We start from the raw sequence: 23,371 nt of genomic DNA on the forward strand, positions 1-23,371 counted from the left end.
AGTCCCTAGGGAAATGTGACTAGGGAACGGATTCTCTCATGTCTTACACGTAACAAGGGGGAAGTGTCTACTTTCCCCTTCCTTTATCAATTTTAGGTTAAGGAACCCCTTCCCCAGGGGTTATGGCCCTAAAATTGCCCTGCCTCCATCATTCCTAACAAAGGTTAGTTCTTAATTATCAAATTGTTACGGGGATAACGTATGAAAAACTTTTTCGTTGCCCCGATGGGTTAAAGTTTCTTGGTTGAGTGTTTTTATTATAGCGCCCTACGTATTTGTACCTAGGTACAAATACGCAAAAAATGGGCTGTGGTTTGAATGGACCGATTGGACGATATTAACGAGAAAGACCTGTTTAGCCTCTTCCGGGCAGCCCAGCTGGTCGCAAGGTATAAAGAGGGGCTTCTTTCCAGGGCAGAGTCGGATGACCTCCAGCAATGGCTGGACGTCTCCCCCAGGCACCGGGAATGGTTTGATGAGCTTCTTGATCAGGAGGAGCGTTTTTCCCGCAAACTCGATGTATTTAAGGACCTCAACGCCGATACAGAAAGGGCACTGAAGGAAGTCATGGCCAAGGCGGGTATGGCGCCGGTTATGGCTCAGTCTAAAACCGTAAGGTACACACCTTGGGTTGCCGGCATTGCTGCCTCGGTTCTCTTATTGCTGGGTGGGTTTGCGCTCTATCGATACTGGCCGGCACACCAGGTGGCACCCCAGGTTGCTGCAGTCGTTAACGACATCCTCCCGGGGCAAGATAAGGCCACCCTTACCCTCGACGGTAAAACGATCGTACTTGATCGCAGCCACGAAGGCCTGATTGCCCAGCCGGTTGCTGGTAATTCAATCAAGAATAACGGAGGACTTTTATCCTATAAGGCTGAATCTACGACGTCAGAACTGCATTATAATACGGTGACAACCGGTCGGGGAGGGCAATATAAACTTGTCCTCTCCGACGGCACCAAGGTCTGGCTCGACGCCGCTAGCTCCCTACACTTCCCCACCGCTTTCGCCGGATCGAGCCGCGAGGTGGATCTTACCGGCCAGGCCTATTTCGAGGTCGCTCATCACAAGGAACCCTTTATCGTACATACCGCCAAGGCCGACATTCAGGACCTGGGAACGGCTTTTAACGTCAATACCTATACAGAGGAAGGCGCCGCCCAGTATACGCTTGTTCAGGGATCGATCAGGGTGGCACCTACGGTTGGCGGTAGCCATGTCCTGGTTCCCGGTCAACGGGCGCTTGTCCTGGACGGAGGCGGTATCGAGATCCAGAATCATGTCGACCTCGACGAGATCACTGCCTGGACCAAAGACCTGTTCGTGTTCGACCATACCGACTTGAAAACCGGAATGCGGGAAATCGCCCGCTGGTATGACATAGACATCGTTTATGAAGGAGACTTGGGTGATAAGAAGCTGGAGGGTACAGCACCTAGGAACGAAAACCTAAGTGTCCTTGTCCGGCTCTTAAACCTCAGCGGCATTCCTTGTAAACTGGTAGATAAAAAACTGATTGTTGAGAGGCCCTAATCCAATGTAGCTTTTATTTTGAGGATACCCTATCCCATCCGTTGCCATCATGCCAGGACTTGCCGCTAGCTCACCAGGAAAAACATTTCATGATTGGCGCTATGTGATTAGCAAACTATGAACATCAAAGGACGCTGACCCGACACAAAAAGGCCGCAGGTACTTCTACTACCCACGGCCGGTATGTTCCGGGTTAACCAAAATTTTACATCCGAATCAGGAAGTACGTCATTTTATTGTTAACGCCAAAACAAGGCTAAATTATGAAATTGTTTTTACCCAAGCAATTGGTGTTGTGCATGAAACTAACTGTTGTTTTACTCGTGGCTTTCTGTATACAGGTTAGTGCCCGGGGATATTCCCAGGGGAAGATTAATTTGTCGTATAAGGATGCGCCACTGGAGAAGGTTTTGAAAGACATATCGAAGCAGTCTGGGTACTATCTGTGGATGGATCCGACGCTTTCGGAGTATAAGAGACCTGTGAGTATTCGACTTACAGATGTGTCTCTGACGGAGGCGATGGAGGCGAGCTTAAAAGGGACTAATTTGACGTATGCCATTACCGAGGCGCGTTATCTGGTTGTTAGTAAAAAAAAGGAAGAGGCAGTGCAAAATAACGCTGCGCTTGGTCCTGGTCCGGCGAAGGTTCAATTGGTGGGGAAGATTACAGATGAAGGGGGGGGGAGTATTTCGGCTGCGACCATTATGGTAAAGGGGACAAGGATTATTATTTCTGCGAATGAGAATGGGGATTTTAGTTTAGATGGGATAGATAATGATGCGGTGCTAATAGTTTCGTCTGTGGGATATGAATCCTTCGAAATCCCCTTGAAAGGAAGATCCTTTCTCAACGTTCGCTTAAAAAGAAAGTTTAATCAACTCGATGAAACTTTAATTATTGCATATGGGACTACCTCTCAGCGTTATACTACCGGAGATATAGCCAAGGTTTCTTCGCAAGAGATAGAAAATCAGCCAATTATAGATCCATTGCTAGCCCTTCAGGGTAAAGTGCCAGGATTGGATGTTAATCAAACAAACGGATTTGCAAGTGCTCCAATAAAGGTGGAGTTAAGGGGGCGCAGCTCAATTGGGCTGTCCAATAAGACGTTTCCATCTGACCCGCTGTATGTGATTGATGGTGTTCCGCTTAGTATAATGGAACTTGGTGGAAATTCAAGTTATACTAGTGGATCTTCAGGTTTTTTACAAAACGGTGATCCTGGGCCTGCAGTGGGTCAAAGCCCCTTTTTTAGTATTAATCCAGCTGACATAGAAAGTATCGAGATTTTGAAGGATGCCGACGCGACTTCCATTTATGGATCGAGAGGTGCAAATGGTGTTATTTTAGTTACCACTAAAAAAGGTAGGCAGGGTAAGACGCGTTTTGATATGCATGTACAAGATGGTTTCACCGCAGTGACGAGGTTCTACAAGTTATTGAATACCCCTCAATACCTTGAAATGAGGCGTGAAGCATTCAAAAATGATGGAATCACGCCAAATGCCGGCAACGCATATGACTTACTATCTTGGGATACAACCAAATATGCGGATTGGCAGCGGGAACTATATGGGCATGCAGGAAGGGCCGTTGATGCTGAGTGTTCTTTAAGTGGGGGTAATGCAAATACAACATTCCGTATTGGCGCGGGATATAATAACACTACGAATATTTTGACTGTTAGTGGGGGAGATCAAAGAGCATCTGCCTCTTTAAGTTTAATGCATAGGTCAATTGATCAAAAGTTCAATCTTTCATTGAATAGTATTTATTCTTCTGCGACGTCAAATATGGTGTCACTTCCCGGGAGTGTTATTTATCCGCCAGATGCGCCACCGATTTATGACTCAGCGGGCAACCTCAATTATAATGGCTGGGGAGGCGCAAATACAGCAGCAAGATCGGCTTTTCCCTTCGCCCAATTAAAAGAGCCTTATACAGCAAAAACTACTTTTCAAAGTACCAATTTAACGCTAGGATATCGTATATACAATGGACTACACATTGTTTCAAGTTTTGGCTATAATAACTCACAAAATAACCAACAGACGATATATTACATCGCTGCTCAGGACCCTTTAAACAACCCAACCGGAAGTAATAATTGGGGTAACAATAGTAATCGAAACTGGATTATTGAACCGAGACTCACTTACGAAAACGGCATCGGAACGGGGAAGTTAAGCACACTAATAGGCACTACTATTCAACAAACAAATACTGATGGAGTAGATATTATTGGAACTGGGTATACTTCTGATAATTTAATCCGCTCCATTTCAAATAGTACATCAATACAGTCTAATCAGACTTCTGGCGAATATCGATATGTGGCACTTTATGGAAGAGTTAATTATATTTTTGACGACAAATATATTGTCGATCTTAATGGTAGGAGGGATGGCTCATCTCGTTTTGGGGCTGGTAAGCAATTCGGTAACTTCGGCTCTATTGGGCTTGGATGGATATTTTCAGACGAACAATGGGTTAAACAAAATTTGGGGTTTCTTAGTTTTGGTAAATTAAAGGGGAGTTATGGATCGACGGGGAGTGATGCGATTCCCGAATTTGCTTATCTAACACAGTGGTCTTCAAATAGCACATATCCGTATGGTGGCAATGCATCCGTTGTGCCCACTCAGCTCGCAAATTCGGTTTTTCATTGGCAGGTAAATAAAAAATTGGAGGCGGCGCTCGACCTTGGATTTTTAAGGGATCGCATCAGCCTTCAAATCGCCTACTATAGAGATCGCTGTGGTGATCAACTTGTTTCATTTCCGTTGCCAGCACTTAACGGATTTACGAGTGTAGTGGCTAATTCACCGGCATTAGTGCAAAATAGCGGTTTGGAATTTTCTTCGAATTTAAAGATTGTTGATACTCGAAATTTCAGCTGGGGATTGGATTTTAATATTGCTTCGAATCAAAATAAGTTGGTTTCGTATCCTAGTTTTAATTTATCTCCATATGTTGGAAAATATGTGGTTGGACAGCCCTTGAACATAGTAAGGCTTCTGCACTATACGGGAGTTGATCCTCAGACCGGAGTGTATACATTTTATGACAAGTTGCATAACGGTAACATCGTTATAAATTATAATGGGACGCCCGATGACACATATATTCATAATCTGAGCCCCAAATTTTTTGGTGGAGTAGGAATGAATTTTAGATATAAATCCTTGCAGGCAGTTTTATTCTTTAGCTATAAGAAACAAATAGGCGTCAACGCCGTATACCAAGGTCAGTATCCGGGTAACATTGAAAACCAGCCAACGTTTGTGTTGAATAGGTGGCAAAAGCCGGGTGACATAGCCCCAATAGCAAAATATACGACTCTGTATACCCAAACTAATCTTTACTATCAAATATTTTCGGACGCGGCATATACCGATGCATCTTTTTTACGCCTTTCGAACCTCGCAATTTCTTATAACCTGCCAGGTAACTATCTGAAAAGGGTTGGTATGAACAGTATTTCATTATTCATTCATGCGAATAATCTATTTGTAATTACGGGCTTTAAAGGAATTGATCCGGAAACACAAGGTTTTGGCGCGATGCCGCCGGCGAAAACCTTGGTTGGGGGACTATCTTTTGAATTCTAAAAATATACCATATGTGGCGAACATATAAGAATATATTTAACGGAGTTGTTTTTCTGGGTTTTTTGGTAAGTTCTTGTAACAAGTTGGTGCAAGTTCCCGAGCCTATAAGCAGCGTTACGACCAGTGAGATATTTAGCAATCAGGGCAATGCCATTTCTGCAATAACTGGCATATATAGTCAGATGAGTTATGGTAGGAATAACACGATATACAGCAATAGTGTAACTACTCAAGTTGGTGGTTTATCGAGTGATGAGATTGAATTGTATAGCGCGAATGGCCCATTGTACCAATTTCAATCAAATCTTCTTCTTTCCAATAATGCATATGTTATTAATTATTTATGGTCTCCGATATATTTTAGTATATATCAGTCTAACGCTGCAATTGAAGGCCTGAAAGCTTCAACATCGCTTAGCTCCACTATTAAGACCGAGTTGGACGGGGAAGCTAGGTTTATTAGGGCGTATTGTTATTTTTATTTAATCAATCTTTTTGGCGACGTTCCCCTTGTCACCTCAACAGACTGGACTTTGCATCAAGGAATAACAAGAACACCGGCTAGTCAAATTTATACTCAGATTGAAGAAGATCTTTTATTGGCTCAGTCTGAGTTGCCTGGTGACTATTCTCTAACTGGTGGTCAAAAAATATGGGCGAACTCCTGGGCGGCTACATCCATGTTAGCAAGGGTATATTTATACGAAGGAAAATGGAATAGTGCAGACTCGGCATCTTCTGCGGTAATTAGTTCTGGAATGTTCACTTTAACCAAGACACTAGATAGCGTTTTTTTGCCCAATAGCACCGAGGCGATTTTACAACTTCAGGTAATAAATAATCCCCCATATGCTACTCAAGAGGGTAATTTTTTTATCCCTCCTTCTAATACATCAAGCCCTAGATTTTATATTTCTTCAAATTTATTGGCCTCATTTGAAATGGGAGATGCTCGGAGATTTCACTGGCTTGATAGCAGTAAAGTTTCGGGTGTTTATTATTATTATCCATATAAATATAAAATACGACAGGGTACAAAGGGAGCTATTGGAGAAGCGTATATGCTGTTGAGGTTTGCCGAGCAATATTTGATAAGAGCTGAGGCCAGAGCCCAAGAGAACAATAATCTAAGTGGGGCCATTTCGGATTTGAACATTATTCGGAATAGGGTGAGTCTTGGTAATTTATCAAATAATTTGAGTCAAGCCCAGGTACTTTTGGCAGTTGAACAAGAAAGGCGAATCGAGTTATTTGCGGAATGGGGTCATCGATGGCTGGATTTGAAACGTTGGGGGAATGCTGCTCAGGTTTTAACAGCTAATAAAGGTTTTACCGTTACTAGTAGTTCTCTTCTGTTTCCCATCCCGTTATCTGAATTGCAAACGGACCCTGAACTCACGCAAAATGAGGGTTATTAGCGCGTAAATATTAAATTATATGTGTAGATCTTATGTTCGCTTCGGTATTTGTCTGTTCATTCTATTGGCAATTTTGATGCCAACCGCGCCTGATGCTCAAAGCCAAATAGGCTATGAAATTTTGGGTAATATTCGTGGTCTTCAAGAAGGGGAGAAGGTAGTTATGAACCTTGCACTTGATGAGGGGTTTCAATTTGAGCAGATGGATTCTGCATATGTTAAGGGTGGATTTTTTAAACTGACAGGTTTTGTTCCTGAAGGTCCTAGGTTTTATTGGATGAGGTTTGAGAAGCACCCATCCAAGGTATATAGATTATTAATTGGAAATGGGGAACACATTAGAGTTGATTGTGACAGCGATATAGGAATGATTAACCACAGCTTTTTAGACAATTACATTAGTTTTAAAGGGAGCATTTCGAATCATACTTGGCACTATTATTTTACGGGGATGAGTATGTATTGCCAGGGAATGGGAGGTTTGAATCGATCTTTAAGGAAAATTTATGACTCAGTCGGATTTGATCCACAGACAATTGGTGCTACAATTATGGCAAAGATGGATTTAAATAAGGCTTGTTACTGGAGCTTGTTGCATAACCCAGATCCGGCTGAAGTGTCCATTCCTGCTATGGTGCCTGAAATTATAGGAGATAAACTTTATGAACGATCTGGGCATGATCAATTTCTTATGGATGAATATAAAGCACTTGATGAAGCGACAAGGGAAACCCATTATGGTAAACTTCTGTACAGGTATGCCAAACTGAGCGTTGGACAGATGTTTCCTGATTTTAAACTTCCAGATTTAAGTGGAGGAGTGCTTGATTTAAAAGACGTTGTAGCGAAAGGGAAATTAACAATTATTAATTTTTGGGCTGTAAATTCTTATATGCGAAAGGAATATCAACATACGTTGAACGAAGTTTATAAGAAGTATCATGCTAAAGGGCTTAATATTATTGGAGTTTCATCGGATACTACGGATTATGAGTGGAAAGGTTTTGTAAAGACTCAAAATTTTCCTTGGTATAACGTATCTGATTTGAAGGGTGGTGATGGCGTAGTTGGAAAAGTTTATTTTGAATATGGGAAAGCATCCGAGCCCAATACTTCAAATGTATTGATAGATGAGAATGGAAAGATTATTGCATGGGATCCGAGCGAACCGGAGTTGTTATGGTACTTATGGAAATATCTTGACAACGGGGATGTTGTCGCAACTGCAAATAATTCAAAATAGTTAGTTTATATGAACGTCAATATTATTGCCAAGAATCGTGTTAAATGTCTAGTCATTTATTTTATCTTGATTATTGTTATTTGGGGATGTAAAAAGGGTACAAACGGAGGAGGAAGCAGCGCGCCTGTTTCAATTAATGTATTTAACGCGATTCCGGGCAGCGCACCGATTATACCTGTATTTGGTACTTTTGAACCTCTCAAATGGTTTTCAAGTGCTACGAGAGTTTACTATGGCAATGTGTATCTTTTTTCGCCAGTTGGCGGCTCCAATGATCTTTATATTGTACAGAACACCGATACGATTTTATCGAATTCAAAAGGACCGTTGTTTTCTGGCAGCCTTAATCTTCAGGGGGGCAGTATTTATTCTTTTTTCTTATCGGGCGACACTGTTAATACGGATACGGTTTTGGTTCAAGATAAGATTCCCATTTATAGTGATAGCTCTGTTGGTGTGAGGTTTATAAATCTAGTATCTGGGAGTTTGCCTATGAGTGTAAATATACATGGGAACGTGCCTGCCGACACTGAATTTTATGGACTTGCATATAAGTCAGTCAGCATGTTTAAAAAATATTCGGCTAGTAGTTTGGTTCCTGGGGGGTACTATAAATTTGAGATTAGAGATGAGCAATCCGGGACTTTATTAACTACATTTTCTTGGAGTTTTACACGGTTTAAATGCAATACTCTTGTAATATCTGGCTCAGAGTTGCCGGGATTCAGCACCCCTTTGCAGGTTTATCAAATGAATAATTATTAGGGTAATGATAGAGTTACGGCGTTTGATAAAAAATATAATATTCATAACTGCGCTGTTTTGTTTATTTTATGTAGATGGAACAGCGCAAAAGGTAAATTGGCAAAACCTTGACATGCGGACGGATAGCGTTCTTGGTGTTAGCACTGAGAAGGCGTATGCCACCTTGTTAAAAGGTAGGAAATCTTCTTCTACTATAGTGGCTATCATTGATAGCGGTATTGATACATTGCATGAAGATTTGAAATCTGTACTATGGATCAATTCCCGAAATGGAAGTCATGGCTGGAATTTTATTGGACAAGAGATGGGCCAAGAAGATATTGTTCATATTGCAAGCGACAAGAAGGAATTTTATGACAGCTTATCTTATGCTGTTGTGCCGGTGAGCTTCAGAAAAGAATATAGTGTTCATTGTAAGGATATTGCTATTGTCAATCAAAAGATTGATGCCGACAATAATTTTATTGAAAGGCTTAAGCAATCAAAAGCAATAATTGAGAGAATTGTTCAAAAAATGGGTCGTGATAAGCCTACTTGGAAGGATTTCAGGAATTATATGACGCAAGATGAGGATGAGAAGGAAGTGCAAAAGATAATTCTGAGCAGGATGCCGCTGTATGCGGATTGGAAGCAATGTAAGTTAAACGAAGTAGATAATTTGATTAATCTTGTGCAATATCATATTGAACATGGATTGAATTTGGGTAATTTGGAGGGGGATACCACAATGGGAGATGGGAATGTTAGTCCAGATGCAATTGGAATTGTTGTAAACCCTAATCTTGTGCCTTATCATGGGACGCATGTTGCTGGTATTATTGGTGCTGTAAGAAATAATGGCCTAGGCATGAATGGCATTGCGGATAATGTGAAGATTATGATGCTAAAGGTGAATGGAAATATCAGAGAGCTTCGCGATCATGATTTGGCGAGGGCCATTCATTTTGCCGTAGATCATGGAGCTAGAGTAATCAACATGAGTTTTGGGAAGCCATATTCCTCGAACAAGGCTGAAGTGGATAGCGCCATTAAATATGCGATGGATAGAGATGTTTTGCTGGTGCATGCAGCGGGCAATAATGGACAAAATCTTGATGTGGTTGAACACTATCCTAATCCCAAATACGGGGATGGGAGTGGCACGGCGTATGCCTGGATCGAAGTTGGTGCGTCCGCTTGGAAGGATGATTCATCCCTTGTCCCGGCATTTTCAAATTATGGTAAAAATAGTGTTGATGTCTTTGCGCCTGGAATAGATATTTATTCTACTATACCCGATTCCAAATATGCAACTTACAGTGGTACTAGTATGGCTGCCCCTGTTGTTGCTGGGATTGCAACTTTAATTAGGGAGTATTATCCTCGCTTGACAGCAAAGCAAGTAAAGGATATTATTTTGAAGTCTGTAACAAAGATAACGCATAATGTGTTAGTTAATGATAAGGATGGTATTGCCCAATCTATTCCGTTCAGCCAGATATGTAAATCCGGGGGTATCGTAAATGCCTATTCCGCATTGAAGCTTGCCGAAGAAAGTAGCAATTATGTACAGTTCAGAAAATAAGAATGCGCCTGTATTTGTGATACAGACACATTCTTGCGGTTTTGTTAGCCACACAGCTTCTTCTATGTGAACTACGAAAAATTAGGGATTAACAAAATAGGCATGCTGACTGCTATTCTGCGCAGTGAACAAAGTCAATTTGGAGCTGCCATTAAGGGTTGCGAAATAGGCAGTTGTTACTCCGCTACCAGTGTTGTTTGTAAAATTGGCAAGTACTTTAATGCCATTCGAGGTCCAGGCAGAAGTCCTGTCTGATACTTTCTTTGTGGGTTTTGAAAATGCGAATGCAGTGACTGCCAGTACTACAGCGCTCAAGCCCAAATAGATTTTTGAGTTTTTCATAATTTAATTTTTTAGAATTTCAAAATATTGCCTACTCTTTTTCAAGGTTTTCGGCGACTCCTTACCTCGCTTGAATTAGGAGGATTGCTCCGACTCAAGTTGCTTTAGTTAACATCGGCGACTTGGAAGTCGTAATTATTTTATTTTAATAGCCTATATCCAATTTTTGTTGGATCTAAGCAACGTAATAGGAAGTGAATAATTCCGCTATTTCCAATCATCAGATCCGCTGTTGGATCTTCATATTCTTCCATTTTCCAATACCCGGAGCCAGTCTTGGTTCTATTTAAAGTATGCGTAAATGCTTCAGCGATCCAAATTGCTCTGTTCATCCATTCGGGATTATTAAATACACGCCAGGCTTCAAGGTACAATTCTCCCATGGCGGTTAAGCCATTTTCCTGACTAAAATTGATATTTGTAATTTGCTTTGGATAAATGTTTAAGGCTTTTTCAGCTATTATCCGGTAACGTTCGTCTTTAAATGTTTCGTGCGCCTTTATCAACACAAGTATAATTCCCTTTCTTTCATCTCCTACTTCAGCTCCCAGTAAAACGTATTTGGTAAATTTTTTATGATCGAGAAAAGATTTAAGGTTGTTAGCTCTTTTTATAAGCCATTCTACTGACTTTCGGACCTTGGATTTAATGTCGGCATTTGGAAATAAGGAAACATATTCTAATAGAAACCAGATGATGCCAACTATTCCATAGTTAAAGCTGATTGGTTTATTGAAATTTTTCTTGAAGCCTTCAAATATCCATGATCCATCAGATTGCTGTTCATCTGTAAGCCTTTTAATTATCTTTTCTAATGTGTCATAAAGAACAGGGCGATTCAACAGATTTGAGCAACGTAGTATTGCAATACCTTGTCCAGTAATACCGTTAGCAAGGTCAAATGTATCATTTGATCGTAATATGCATTTTGATATGGAGTCATAAATCTCTTCGTTGTCATCTAACAACCCCTGATTTACCCCTTCGGCTAGAGACAGCCCTAATCCTACACTCCCCAAGTATAGGCCTTGACGAATTTCAGATAGATTATTTAGAAACTTGTTTTTTACATAGAGCCAACTGTGATTTAATATTTTTATACTGGAATCAACTTCAAATCCCATTTTTTTTGCCCTGGAGAGCAAATAGATTACTCCTCCGATTCCATATCTTAGACCTGGATAGGCTGAATATTGTTTCAATTGGGCCATTCCCACGTTATCCACAGTCTCTAATTTAGAGCACCATATATTGTCAAAAATTACCGTTGGAAAATTGGAAAGTCCCTTCAAGGCTAGAGTTATAGTTTCATTTATTTCATGGAGGTAGCCTTGAGCATTAGACGGTTCATTTATTTTTTCAGAATTCGGTTGGTTCACAATTTTATCCCTATAAATCTCTAATTTATTTTGTATTTCATGAATACTAGGCCTCAGTTCAGGATTTTCATTGAGGCATAAGCTAATCAGATTAGCAATATCCATGTCATGGAGAAAAAAGTATAACTTTCTGGGTAGTGTTAATGGATCACTTGTATCAAATTTGACTGGTGATAGCCCTGTTAGAACTTCAACTAATAGTCCCCCAATCCCATATATGTCTTCTTTTGGGGTTGGTACAGCTACACGTTGCTGTTCAGGTGACATAAAGCCGGCGGTGCCGTATTCAAAAGGAGGGGCCGGTTTTTTGCTTTCAACGGCGTATGTGAGTTCAATGTCAATCAGAAATATTTCGTCTTTTGTGTTTATCATGAAGTTGCCAGGAGCAATATCTCTATGAACATAACCTTTGTCATGTAATTTTTTAACAATTGAAACAATTTTTATGAGATAGCTGACTATCAGAAGTTGGTCCGATGGTTGAAGAAGGGGCCATGCCTTTGAGTTTGGATTGAGTTCTTTTATTCTATCGTAAAACGAGTCTCCTTTTATATATTTCATTGCTAGGTATGAATCCCCGTTTTCTATAAATAAATCCAATATTTCCGGTAGCGGGATTTCATCTTTAAGGCTGTAATAAAGTTCTTTCTGCCATGCGAGTCTATCATGAATATCACGTCCAGCTTTATCTGAGGACATATTTTTCTTTCCTTGTTTGATCACGCAATGGCTGACAACAAGAAATTTCTTTATATAGATGCCCTTATAAACGTTACCTCTAACATCGGATTTCAGAACTCCTATAGTTCGATAAATTTTATTTAAAACCTTTTTGTCGGGAGCAATAGTAGGATCTGTTATTTCAGAGAATGGCCATTGAACAAATGGCGGCATTTCAAATGGTATTAGTTCAAGATCGGGAATCAACTCTTTTTTTTCATTTAAGATATACTTATTATTTGCTTGTCTGTTTCCTGTTGTATTGTAAAAATTTTCATATCTAGTATAGACTATGTTTTTTAGTAATTTGTCCGTTGGTACAGAGGGACCGCGGAAATTTTCTGTATGCTTAATTAATATTTTTGCTAGGTTAACTGCTTGCTGATCATTTTCTGGATATATGCATATGATTTTCCCTATTTTATTTGCGCCTAGATAGCCAGTCAACATGTCATTTGCGGTGTTCTTATCCATTACTATTTTAAATGAGGCGTCTTCGGCGATTAGAAGGGGCGTTATCTGTTTAACTAATGCCGTTACTTGTGAGATTATGACTGATAAATGGATGATCCAGCCCTGAGTTGCATTAATCTTATTGACCTGTAAGTAATAGTTGTCGATAGTGTATTCTGATTTTAGACTTTTGAGAAATAGTGAATAGTCTTCTATTTCCAAGTCTTCACTGGTTTTTTGAAAGGTTGAATTGTATAAGCTATTATTTATAAAGCTATCCAACATAATTTTGATTATTTATCAGTGGACAAAAATGCAATTTAGTATTCCTCATGGCTAACTTAATGTTCTAGGTTCCATATGGGTTGATTTGCCAGAAAAATCGATTATCAAAGTCGCTCCAAATAGTAATACTAGCATTGGAAAGAACTGGTAACGGAAAACATCAATTGTTACAAAAATGCTGAAGAAGAAATTGGCAAATAGAAACATGCTAATTATTATTATTGCTTTATTGATCTTCTGGGCGTATATTCGATATTCTTGTTTGAATTGAGCTAATACAACACCTCCTAGAAAGAATATATTTAGAACACAAAATAAAATTGGGAAGATTTTTAGAATTGAATTTTGAATATCTTTTGATGCTGCTGATATTTTGGTGCTTTTATATTTGAACCAGTATTGTGCAATTGGTTCGATTTTGTCCAAGCGGAGATTATATTCTGAGAGTTTTTCCAGTGGTGGAAAGAAGTAGAATTTGGTATTGGGGATAGCAAATTCCCACAGGTAGGCTCTCGGATTTTGCAATATTAGATATCTGCCATAGCGATAAAAGATGGCGGAGACTTTTCCCCAGGCGACTATGCCGGAGTAGTCATTATCCCAGTGATAGTGGCTATATAAATATTTCTTAAGTGGTGATATGGGCTCCCGTATAAAGTAATTTCCTACGTATCGTGACAAATGATTTTCCTCAAAATTATCCGGAACGCCGGTACTATAAAAGGCCCTGGACATTTGATCCAATTTTTTGCATTCGGGATCTAGCGTTTTGTTTGTGTCTGCGTATTCCCAAATGTATAAGGCGTTATTGGCTAATTGCCAGCCGGTAAAGAGGGAATATTGAGCCGTCCCGGTCATTTGTTTTGCCACAGACCTCGTATGCAAGAAAAACGGCAGGATTAATAATGGGCCAATAAGTAGACCAGTGACTTTTACCCAGACTTTTGATTGTGAAATAAGGAATGCAATAACTGTAATAATTGGATAATAATATGCACTGTTTCTTACTGTGAAGCAGAGAAATAGAAGAATGCCTTGTGCGAGTAAATTAATGGCAGTTGGTTTGAATATTACCCAAAAAAGCTCTGTAAACCAAAACAGACTGAGTGTAGCAAATAACGCGTCGCTTGAGACAAAATTGCTAATGTACAGGAAGAGCGGATTGAAAATGAGGAAAATTATCAATAGATTTCTTGACAAATTCGAAATGCCAAAGAAATAGCGCCAGGAAAAGAAAAGATAGAGCGCTGATAATTCTAGGATGAAATATTGAATGGCAACTAAGGCCGTATCATTTGAAGTGATTTTATGAATTAGAAGTAGGAATTTTGAGTAGCCGATGGGCCAAATATTAACGTCAAGGTTAGCGTATGCTGCATACAAGTAGTTGTAACCGTCAGTGGAAAAGTCAGGAAATGGATAAAAGAGCTTAAAGATTATGAATTGAACGGCAGAAAGCGAGGGGAGTAGAAATAGCAAAAGTCGATTTTCCTTTGATTGCCAGATAAAAGAAAGTAATGAATTACTTATGGAGAATTTTCCTACGGTTTCTAGTTCCAGTTTAAAATGTTTCGGCTGTCCTAACGCTGGTATTGCAGAGTGATTATTCATTATAATACATTTGTTATTTACAACTGAGTCGATATATTTTCCGGAATTTCTTTGTACGCTCTGACTGGTATTTGTTTCCGAAGAAATATCCCGTACTTTATGATGCAATAGATTGTTCTAACGCCATCAACCCATTTGATTTTTTTGCCTTCTTTGTATGTTCTTCCATAATAGGCGATACCAACCTCATAAATCCGAATGGACGGAATTCGGGCAATGCGCGCAGTTACCTCCGGCTCAAACCCGAACCGCTTCTCATGAAGTGGCAGTCCTTGGATCATATTTGTCCTGAATACCTTATACCCCGTTTCCATATCTGTCAGATTCAAGTTGGAAAAGGCGTTTGATAGAAAAGTAAGGAACCGGTTGCCGATCGAATGCCAGAAAAAGAGTATCCTATGAGCATTGCCACCCATAAATCTTGATCCATATACTACGTCTGCATGACCTAAAAGAAAAGGCTTTAGAAGTTGATTATAATCGCTTGGGTCATATTCCAGGTCTGCATCTTGGATAAGCAAGCAATCGCCACTGCTAAGGGCTATTCCCCTATGAATAGCCGCCCCTTTACCTTGATTTTTAGATTGCCTGTTGTATTTTATGTCAATCTTAGGATATGCGAGCATAAAGTCGTTGACAATAACAGCTGTCTGGTCCGTTGAGCAATCATCGACAACAATTATTTCTTTCTCCACGTGTTGTATAAGTCTGGCTTGCCGGATTTTTTCGAGCACCTGGCCAATAGTTTTCTCCTCGTTGTAGGCTGGAATTATAATCGACAGCTTTTTGATTTCTGAGCCATTTTTTGCTATGTCTTTTGTAACAGGGGGCAAAGAACTAACACCCCTTAGTTGATCAAGCACCTCTTGCATAACTATAGGTTAAAATGTAGTCTACGATTGTTTATATTAATGGGTAATACCGTTGTAGCGATTCTTGCTCTTCTAGCAGCTTAAGGACACAACGACCCTGAGGTCGTCTATGGACCTTAAGTGCAATAGGCAGAGGTTTTTAAATGGTAATTACTTGATAAAGAAGTATTTGAAACCTGATTCCTAGCTGACCGTTCTAGTCCTACTGTCCTCGCTGTGTTATTCTTTGGTTATGATCGGACGATAAAGATATAGCGGGATATCAAAGTTGGATTATGAATCAGGGAGCCTTTCTTTTTTTAAAAGGTGAGAATTGAAAATTCAGTCTTTGTACGGAGGCCTTTAACAAACCGCTAGATATTATGAAGTACCTCATCCCGTTAGTCGTTTCCTTATTAATCGGAGTTTATTCTTTCTCCCAGCCGGCCCGGCACGTTGTCCTTATCAGCATTGACGGTCTTCGACCGGCCATGTACCTGGATTCAGGATGGGCTTCTCCAAATCTGCATTATCTGATGAGAGAGGGGAGTTACGCGCAGCACATGCTTTCTGTATTCCCGAGTTTTACCTATCCCTCGCATTCCAGCATGGTAACAGGTGCGTACCCTGCAGAGCATGAGGTTTGCCATAACGCTCCTTTTGCCCCTTTGGGGAATGACGGTCATTGGAACTGGTATACAAACCTGATCAAGTCCCGCACTATTTGGGACGCCGCCCATGAAGCAAACCTTACCTCCGCAACAGTGGAGTGGCCTGTTTCCGTGGGGGCCCCAGTGAACTGGAACGTTCCAGAGATCTGGCCGGTAAAGGATGGTGATGACAGAGTTACGGAATCACGAAAGTATGCAACGCCAGGGCTTATAGAAGATATCGAGAAGAATGCTACGGGTCTGCTAACAAGGGACAATATGAACGAGTCCTATCTCAGTTTTGATGAAACCGCCGGTCGAATGGCTGACTATATCATTCAGCATTATAAGCCCAATCTGCTGGCACTGCACTTTGCCTGTGTAGATGGGGCGGAGCATGAAGAAGGCATAGATGGTGATAGCGTCCGATTTGCGGTGGAATCCGTAGACCGGGCGATAGGGGAGGTGCTTGAGTCGATTGAGCGGGCCGGTATTCAGGACAGTACCGCGGTTATCGTTGTCGGTGATCACGGGTTCTCGGATATTCATAGGGCCCTCCGGCCGAATATTTGGTTGGCTACTGCCGGCCTATTGCACACCGGCAATGATTGGGGAATGATGTTCCAACCTGCGGGTGGATCTGCATTTTTATACATGGAACATCCTGAGGATACCACGCAGCTAAAGGACGTAAGGGCCTTTATAAATAGCCAGCCGGACTCAATCCGGAATCTTTTCCGGGTAGTTGAGAGACCTGAGCTCACCCAAATGAAGGCGGATAAGAGGGCTGTTATGGCGTTGGCTGCAAGACCTGGCGTTATATTCAGCGGTGCGATAAAGGGGGCGGTCATCTTTCCGGTAAAGGGTGGGCACCACGGCTATGATCCCAATATACCAGAAATGTATACCGGGTTCATCTCAGCCGGCGCAGGTATTGTCAAAGGAAAGGTGATACCTGAAATCCGTGTAGTGGACATAGCCCCTCTTGTTATGAAGCTTCTGGGCGTGTCATTCGATGCACCAGATGGAGTAGTACCCAAGGACATTTTGCGGTAAATGTGCCAATTTTAATTATATCCATACGATGACGGGGTGCCAGTCTTGGCGCTCCTTTTTTTTTCGACATGCCTCTTTCAATGCAATCGTTTTCAGAAAATTTTAAACGTTTTAGCTCTAAAGTTCTTCCCCAACTTTGACATTCCGTCGACAATTCATTGGCTAACAGATGTTACCTTTGGTCATCCAAAGCCTGCCAGTATGAATAGGACCTACGAAACCGAACACGTCTGGTACACCATAACCTCTGAAGGCATCCTAAGGGCCAAGTACCGCCCGGAAGTCCGCTTTGTGGACGAACCTATGGCTAAGAAGATCGTCGCCGATCGCCTGGCCTTTCAGGGATCCAAACGATACCCGTTATTGATCGAGGAATCCGGTGCAGCCGAGTACACCAAGGACGCAAGAATCTTCTTTGCTGGAGATCATGGCGTTGAAGGGCTGACTGGGGTTGCTATCCTTGTACACAATTGGGTGACCTATGCGACCGCCAGTTTTATTCTTGCCATCCAGAAACCCCGTATTCCCACACGGATCTTCCGACAAGAGCGAGACGCGCTGTTATGGCTACAAAAGCTCAAGTCTAAAAAGCGCCAAACCCAAGCCTAAATGGAAAAGGACTATCCCCTGAAATACGGAGGCCTCCCTATTCCTACGTTGAATTTAAGACGTAATTATTGATCGTTTCCACAGAAAGACGTTCGATTAGATACAGCTTTATTTTATGCACTAGTATTTTAGTGTCATAAAATAATTCGGTATGGAAAACACAGTAAATCACAAAGACCTGGTAAATGCTTGGGATGAATTGCTCGAAGAAGACCGCTCCCGGCAAAAATTATGGATGGATGCGGTGCTAAACGAGCTGGACGCTGTCATCGATTCGGCGCAAAAGTGGGAATACACGCCTACTGAATTGACCAGGGTCCTTCACCAAAGGATTGACTCTTTAAAAAGGACAGCTCCGAAGTTAAAGTGGTTTTAACCCTTGTTCATTAAGTAGCCAACCAGCCCCGGGTATTCATATTGGATGCCGTACGCGGGCTGGTTTTCCATTTTATTGCGTTCAAAAACTAGGACCCTGAGTTGATAGACTGCGCCTATTAACACCTGGCCCCCTCCCTGAAAATACGGAGGCCCTCCGTAGGCTAAAAAATTCTTTACCGTAGTCCACGGGAGTTTACGCTACTTTTTTGTCATCGCTTCATTCATCTGATTTTCCTTCGCCGTTACTTTGTTGTCATAAAATAACCTTTATGACAATTCACCTTTCATGGTCCGACTATCTGGTGGCAATGGCAGCACTAATGGGTGTTTATTACTTAGTCGTCTTACGGATGCTCATCCGCACGAATAGCGCGCCGGCGGTCGACCAGGGACAGGCGCCTCCGCCTCCCGCCCGTGAGGTTTGGATGGACCAGACCCTCCAAGCCCTGGAAGAGACGGTCCTCCATGCCCAGAAAAAGCGGTACCATCCGGACGAGGTCTTGCTGGCCCTCCGTCAAAAGATGGAAGAATTGAAAGCGGGGTAGCTGTTTGAAGAGCGTTAAAGTAAGGATGCCAACCTAAAATTATGAATTTGATCTGGTAAATTTTGATTTCCGGAGTATTCAAAAAAATACCACCCCTTTTTTTATGGAAAATTTGAGAGGTGCGACTCTTTATTAGAAAACAAATTTACTATGGAACAAAATTTAAATCCAAACGAACGCGGCAAGCGCTGCGATTTCGTGATCCCCGACGAGTTCAAAATCGTCAAGGAAGTCTTAGGTATGATTACCGCTTGCACAACATTCGGTTATAAACCCAAAGAGTCTTCTTTGAGAGAGCGACCTGAAGGAAGTGAAGCTACGGAGCGGATTTACCTCGCGTTTACCTGGGGCTCCCCTAATTCTCTGAGCCATGAAGAACCAATAAGGATTGCTCTGGATGTGCCAGAGGGGATTTGGAGGGGTGGTAAAATGCTTATGATCACTATGAACCACATGGTACCCTAAGTCTCCTGCGACAGCGGTAGGGGCAAGATGTCCCCCGCTGTCGCTCCTTTCTATCTCCTGGAGGCCATCTTTTCTGAACCTAGGCATAGTTTTGTGCCGCTCACTCATACGGTTTTAGTCATGACTGGAGGGTATCGAGCAAGAGGTTTGATCCAAAAAAAGATGGCCCCCAGGGATAGGGAGGGCAGCTTCACGAAGATCTAAATTCCTCATTATATGTCCAAGCGAATTGTTCGCCCAGCCGCCACGGCATTGCTCGTGGCCCTGGCAGAGGCTTCTCATGCCCAAACTCCCGATGGCAACGCCGGTATCACCCAGGCCACCTCCATGATCACGGGCTATTTTTCTGCCGCCTGCACCCTGATGTATGCAGTAGGGGCGGTCCTGGGCCTGATTGGCGCCGTCCGGGTGTACATTAAGTGGAACCATGGAGACCACGACACCAGCAAAGTAGCCGCCGCCTGGTTCGGTAGCTGCATCTTCCTGGTAGTGGTGGCCACCGTGATCAAATCCTTCTTTGGTTTATAACCCTTCAATGTGAACCTATGTCCTACACCCTTCACCGGGGCGTAAACCGCCCCATCGAATTCCTGGGGCTCCAGGCCCAGTATATCAACTACCTGGGTCTTGTCAGCCTGGGAATGCTGCTGACCTTTGCCGGCCTGTATCTCCTGGGGGTTCCTCTTCCGATCGCCGTCATAGCGGTACTGGGTAGCACCGCGGTGATCACCGGGTACCTGCTCCGCCTCAGTCACAGGTATGGTGTGTATGGCTTGATGAAAGCGGTGGCATCCCGGAAGGTACCGGCCGCGCTTACCCCTCGTGAGCTGGACGAGCGCCTGCCTATCTGGGGCGTGGAGAACGGCTGTTTGCTCTCCCGTACAGGCGACCTAACGGTTGTGTTAACACTCAATCTCCCAGAGATCTTTAGTCTTTCTCAGGCAGAATATGAGCGGCTTCACGAGGCCTGGGTAAAAGTCTTGCATGCCTTGCCCCCAAACACAGTGCTCCATAAGCAGGATTGGTTTGTCAAAAGAGACTTTGCACCCCGGGAGGAGGGGCGCAACAAGAGCGAGATGGACACCGCTGCCGACCGGCACTTTCTGGGTCGCCCCAGTCTCGAACACGATGCTTACCTCTGTATCACTCAGTTGGCAGAAGGGCGGAGGCTGTCGACCTCCGCCACCTCCAACCTGTTGCGTCCTTCCATCGTCCCGTCTTCGCTAATGGACCCCCGTCGGCTTCAGGCCTTTTTGGACGCGGTGCTACAAGTAGAACGTATTCTTGTGGAGACAGGGCTGATCGGGACGGAGCGGCTTGGAGAGCCCGGCCTCCTTCGCCTGGTGGAGCGCTATTGCTTCCTACAGGAAGGCAGGCTTCAACGGGACATCACCTTCAAGGAGTCGTTGCGGATAGGCGGCCAACATGCCCAACTGTATACCCTGTCAGACCCCGCAGGCCTTCCCCAGTCGTGTTCCCCCTGGGTACCTTATACTCCCTATGCCACCGAGCGGACGGTCTGCCCCCTTGGGTTTGCATCCCCCCTTGCTCAACACCTGGACTGCAACCACATTTACAATCAGTGCATCCTCGTGGGGGACGGCCGGAAGACCATCCGTGACCTGGAGCGCCGCCTGAAGCGTCTGCAATCCCTATCGACCTATTCCAGGGGTAATGCCGTCGCCCGGGACGCAGTGGATACGTTTCTCCAGGAAGCGGCAAAAGAACAGCGTCTGCCGGTAAAGGCCCATTATAACCTCTTGGTGTATGCGGATAGCCACGAGGATGTGAGGCAAGTCCGGAGCCTGGCAGGGGCTGCTTTGTCCCGGATGAATGTCGTCCTCAAAGAGGAGACTTTGGGCGCGCCTCAGCTCTTTTGGGCCTGTATCCCCGGTAATGCGGGAGACCTACCCGTCAATGAGACCTTTGACACCTTTGCGGAACAGGCAGTGTGTTTCCTGAACCAGGAGACCCGCTACCGGTCTTCACGGGCCCCAATGGGTATTCGCTTGGGTGACCGCCTGACGGGGACGCCCGTCCACGTCAATCTCTCGGACGAGCTTCTGGCGCGGGGCATCTGCGGCAACCTCAACAAGATCGTCTTCGGCCCCTCCGGGAGCGGGAAGTCGAACTTTACCGCACACATGGTCCGGTCTTACTACGACCAAGGCGCTCACGTCCTGGTGCTGGACATAGGTCATTCCTATGAGGGACTTTGCCGGTTGCTAGGGGGCTACTATTTCACTTACGACGGCAGCCACTCCCTGGAGTTCAATCCCTTTTTCATCGAGGGGGGAGGGGCACCCGATGACGACAAGCGGGAGGCCATTCGAGCTCTTCTCCTGGTCCTGTCGGGCAAGGATCAGGCAACAGTTCGGCGGACGGAAGAAGTGGCCTTAATGGAAGCAATAACAACTTTCTACGCCTATCTCGCTTTACACCCGGACGTCTTTCCCTGTTTCGACGCCTTCTATACCTTTCTGCGGGAGGACTTTGCCCTCCGGCTCCGGGAGCAAAAGGTGCGTGAGCAGGATGTCGACCTGGATGGTTTCCTCTATGTCCTAAGACCCTACTACGCTGGAGGTGAATTTGATACCCTCCTCAACGGCCGCGGAAACTTGGACCTGCTGGGCGAGCGGTGTATCGTCTTCGAGTTGGACGCCATCAAGGATAGCATTCTCTTTCCGGTGGTGACCCTCATCATCATGGAAGTCATCCTGGCCAAGATCCGCCGTCTCCCTGGGAAGGTCAAGAAGCTTATCGTGATCGAGGAGGCCTGGAAGGCCCTGGCCAAGGAGGGTATGTCAGAATATATAAAGGGCCTGTTCAAAACGATCCGCAAGTCCAATGGGGAGGCAGTGGTGGTGACCCAAGAGGTGGAGGACATCATCTCCTCGAACGTGGTAAAGGACGCTATCCTCAATAACGCCGACATCCGAATTCTCCTGGACCAGGGGAAGTACCTCCAGAAGTTCGAGCCGATCAAACGCCTGCTGGGGCTGACAGATAAAGAGGAGGCGATGGTCCTGTCCCTGAATAAGGCGAACGAGCCTGGACGGCGATACAAGGAGGTCTTCCTTAGCCTGGCCGGCCGGATCTCGCAGGTCTACCGCGTGGAGCTGTCGCCCGAGGAGTACTGGACCTACACCACCCAGGCGGCAGAGAAGGCCAAGGTCAAAGAGGCTGTGCGTCTTCATGGCTCCATGCGTCATGCCATCCGGGCGCTGGCTGGCACCCTGCTGCTCTGCCTGGTCCTTGGCCGGGCTGATGCCCAGATCCCAGGGATCGGCATCGTCGGCTCCATCCTGAAAAAGATCATCAACGCGATGGACATCAAGGTACAACAGCTTCAATTGGAGACCCTGGACCTCCAGGATGCCCAGAAAGCGACGGAGAACGACCTCTCCCACAGTGAGCTTTCGGACATTATGAACTGGGTGCAACAGGAACGCGACCTCTACAGCGAGTATTACAACGAGCTCTGGCAGGTCAAGGAAGTCCTGTCTACTTATGATCGCGTCCGGGATATCCTTCGTCGTGAGCAACAGGCGGCCCAGGCTTGCCGTCAGGCGATGGTGCTCTTCCGGCGGGACGACCATTTCAGCCAGGGGGAGATCCAGCGCATGACCGAAACATACAATGCTCTCCTGGAGGAGAGTACCCGCAACTTGGATGAACTCACCCTCCTTGTTACGGGTAACACCACTCAGATGAGCGACGGCCGACGCTTGACCCTCATTGACGAGGCCGCCTGGCAGTCAGAGACAGATTATAACCAGGTACAATCTTTCACACAAACCCAGGTAGCGCTTAGCCTTCGGCGCGCCAGGGATCAACAAGACTTGGAGGCTATCGAGCAGCTATACGGTCTACCTTAAAACCTATTC

The 23,371-nt window shown here is 44.0% G+C and carries 17 protein-coding genes; 13 read left to right on the forward strand and 4 right to left on the reverse strand.

Annotated elements, in window-relative coordinates; all coding sequences use genetic code 11:
- The first annotated feature begins 318 nt into the window (after window positions 1-318).
- The 6 genes from EDB95_RS14190 to EDB95_RS14215 all read left to right on the forward strand — a co-directional run bounded on the left by EDB95_RS14190 (window position 319) and on the right by EDB95_RS14215 (window position 10,140).
- Window positions 319-1,536, forward strand: coding sequence for a FecR family protein (locus tag EDB95_RS14190; protein ID WP_133994461.1), 1,218 nt, complete (start codon window positions 319-321; stop codon window positions 1,534-1,536).
- A 263-nt stretch (window positions 1,537-1,799) separates the two neighbouring features.
- Complete coding sequence (locus EDB95_RS14195) at window positions 1,800-5,150, forward strand: SusC/RagA family TonB-linked outer membrane protein (RefSeq protein WP_133994462.1); 3,351 nt, start codon at window positions 1,800-1,802, stop codon at window positions 5,148-5,150.
- 11 nt (window positions 5,151-5,161) lie between these two features.
- Window positions 5,162-6,568 carry a RagB/SusD family nutrient uptake outer membrane protein gene (locus EDB95_RS14200; RefSeq protein ID WP_133994463.1) on the forward strand — a complete coding sequence of 469 codons (1,407 nt, stop codon included), beginning with the start codon at window positions 5,162-5,164 and terminating at the stop codon, window positions 6,566-6,568.
- 19 nt (window positions 6,569-6,587) lie between these two features.
- Window positions 6,588-7,811 carry a redoxin domain-containing protein gene (locus EDB95_RS14205; protein ID WP_133994464.1) on the forward strand — a complete coding sequence of 408 codons (1,224 nt, stop codon included), beginning with the start codon at window positions 6,588-6,590 and terminating at the stop codon, window positions 7,809-7,811.
- A 9-nt stretch (window positions 7,812-7,820) separates the two neighbouring features.
- Complete coding sequence (locus EDB95_RS14210; protein WP_133994465.1) at window positions 7,821-8,576, forward strand: DUF4397 domain-containing protein; 756 nt, start codon at window positions 7,821-7,823, stop codon at window positions 8,574-8,576.
- A 4-nt stretch (window positions 8,577-8,580) separates the two neighbouring features.
- Window positions 8,581-10,140, forward strand: a complete 1,560-nt coding sequence (locus EDB95_RS14215) for a S8 family serine peptidase (protein ID WP_133994466.1) — start codon at window positions 8,581-8,583, stop codon at window positions 10,138-10,140.
- Between the two features lie 81 nt (window positions 10,141-10,221).
- Here the strand turns inward: EDB95_RS14215 and EDB95_RS14220 are convergent, their stop codons facing one another.
- The 4 genes from EDB95_RS14220 to EDB95_RS14235 all read right to left on the reverse strand — a co-directional run bounded on the left by EDB95_RS14220 (window position 10,222) and on the right by EDB95_RS14235 (window position 15,802).
- Entirely contained in the window at window positions 10,222-10,482 is a 261-nt protein-coding gene (locus tag EDB95_RS14220; RefSeq protein WP_133994467.1) for a hypothetical protein, read from the reverse strand.
- A 140-nt stretch (window positions 10,483-10,622) separates the two neighbouring features.
- Window positions 10,623-13,319: a class III lanthionine synthetase LanKC N-terminal domain-containing protein gene (locus tag EDB95_RS14225; protein ID WP_133994468.1), complete on the reverse strand. Its 2,697-nt coding sequence runs from the start codon at window positions 13,317-13,319 to the stop codon at window positions 10,623-10,625.
- A 51-nt stretch (window positions 13,320-13,370) separates the two neighbouring features.
- A complete protein-coding gene (locus EDB95_RS14230) occupies window positions 13,371-14,930 on the reverse strand; it encodes a hypothetical protein (RefSeq protein ID WP_133994469.1) in 1,560 nt (519 codons plus the stop codon).
- Between the two features lie 17 nt (window positions 14,931-14,947).
- Window positions 14,948-15,802: a glycosyltransferase family 2 protein gene (locus EDB95_RS14235; protein WP_133994470.1), complete on the reverse strand. Its 855-nt coding sequence runs from the start codon at window positions 15,800-15,802 to the stop codon at window positions 14,948-14,950.
- Window positions 15,803-16,164: 362 nt separating this feature from the next.
- On the opposite strand from EDB95_RS14235, the gene EDB95_RS14240 reads away from it, so the two are divergent.
- The 7 genes from EDB95_RS14240 to EDB95_RS14270 all read left to right on the forward strand — a co-directional run bounded on the left by EDB95_RS14240 (window position 16,165) and on the right by EDB95_RS14270 (window position 23,362).
- The gene (locus EDB95_RS14240; RefSeq protein ID WP_133994471.1) at window positions 16,165-17,487 is read left to right on the forward strand and encodes an alkaline phosphatase family protein; all 1,323 of its coding nucleotides are present in this window, start codon (window positions 16,165-16,167) and stop codon (window positions 17,485-17,487) included.
- Window positions 17,488-17,688: 201 nt separating this feature from the next.
- On the forward strand, window positions 17,689-18,096 hold the full coding sequence (locus tag EDB95_RS14245) for a DUF7793 family protein (protein WP_133994472.1): 408 nt from the start codon (window positions 17,689-17,691) through the stop codon (window positions 18,094-18,096).
- 151 nt (window positions 18,097-18,247) lie between these two features.
- A complete protein-coding gene (locus tag EDB95_RS14250) occupies window positions 18,248-18,472 on the forward strand; it encodes a hypothetical protein (RefSeq protein ID WP_133994473.1) in 225 nt (74 codons plus the stop codon).
- A 271-nt stretch (window positions 18,473-18,743) separates the two neighbouring features.
- The gene (locus EDB95_RS14255) at window positions 18,744-19,019 is read left to right on the forward strand and encodes a hypothetical protein (RefSeq protein ID WP_133994474.1); all 276 of its coding nucleotides are present in this window, start codon (window positions 18,744-18,746) and stop codon (window positions 19,017-19,019) included.
- Between the two features lie 150 nt (window positions 19,020-19,169).
- Window positions 19,170-19,484 (forward strand): hypothetical protein, encoded by a 315-nt coding sequence (locus tag EDB95_RS14260; RefSeq protein ID WP_133994475.1) that lies wholly within the window; start codon window positions 19,170-19,172, stop codon window positions 19,482-19,484.
- A 216-nt stretch (window positions 19,485-19,700) separates the two neighbouring features.
- Window positions 19,701-20,012: a DUF4134 domain-containing protein gene (locus EDB95_RS14265; RefSeq protein WP_133994476.1), complete on the forward strand. Its 312-nt coding sequence runs from the start codon at window positions 19,701-19,703 to the stop codon at window positions 20,010-20,012.
- A gap of 17 nt (window positions 20,013-20,029) precedes the next feature.
- A complete protein-coding gene (locus EDB95_RS14270) occupies window positions 20,030-23,362 on the forward strand; it encodes a TraG family conjugative transposon ATPase (protein WP_133994477.1) in 3,333 nt (1,110 codons plus the stop codon).
- The last annotated feature ends 9 nt before the right edge of the window (window positions 23,363-23,371 follow it).

Origin of the sequence: Dinghuibacter silviterrae (assembly GCF_004366355.1) — a bacterium.
Lineage (GTDB): Bacteria > Bacteroidota > Bacteroidia > Chitinophagales > Chitinophagaceae > Dinghuibacter > Dinghuibacter silviterrae.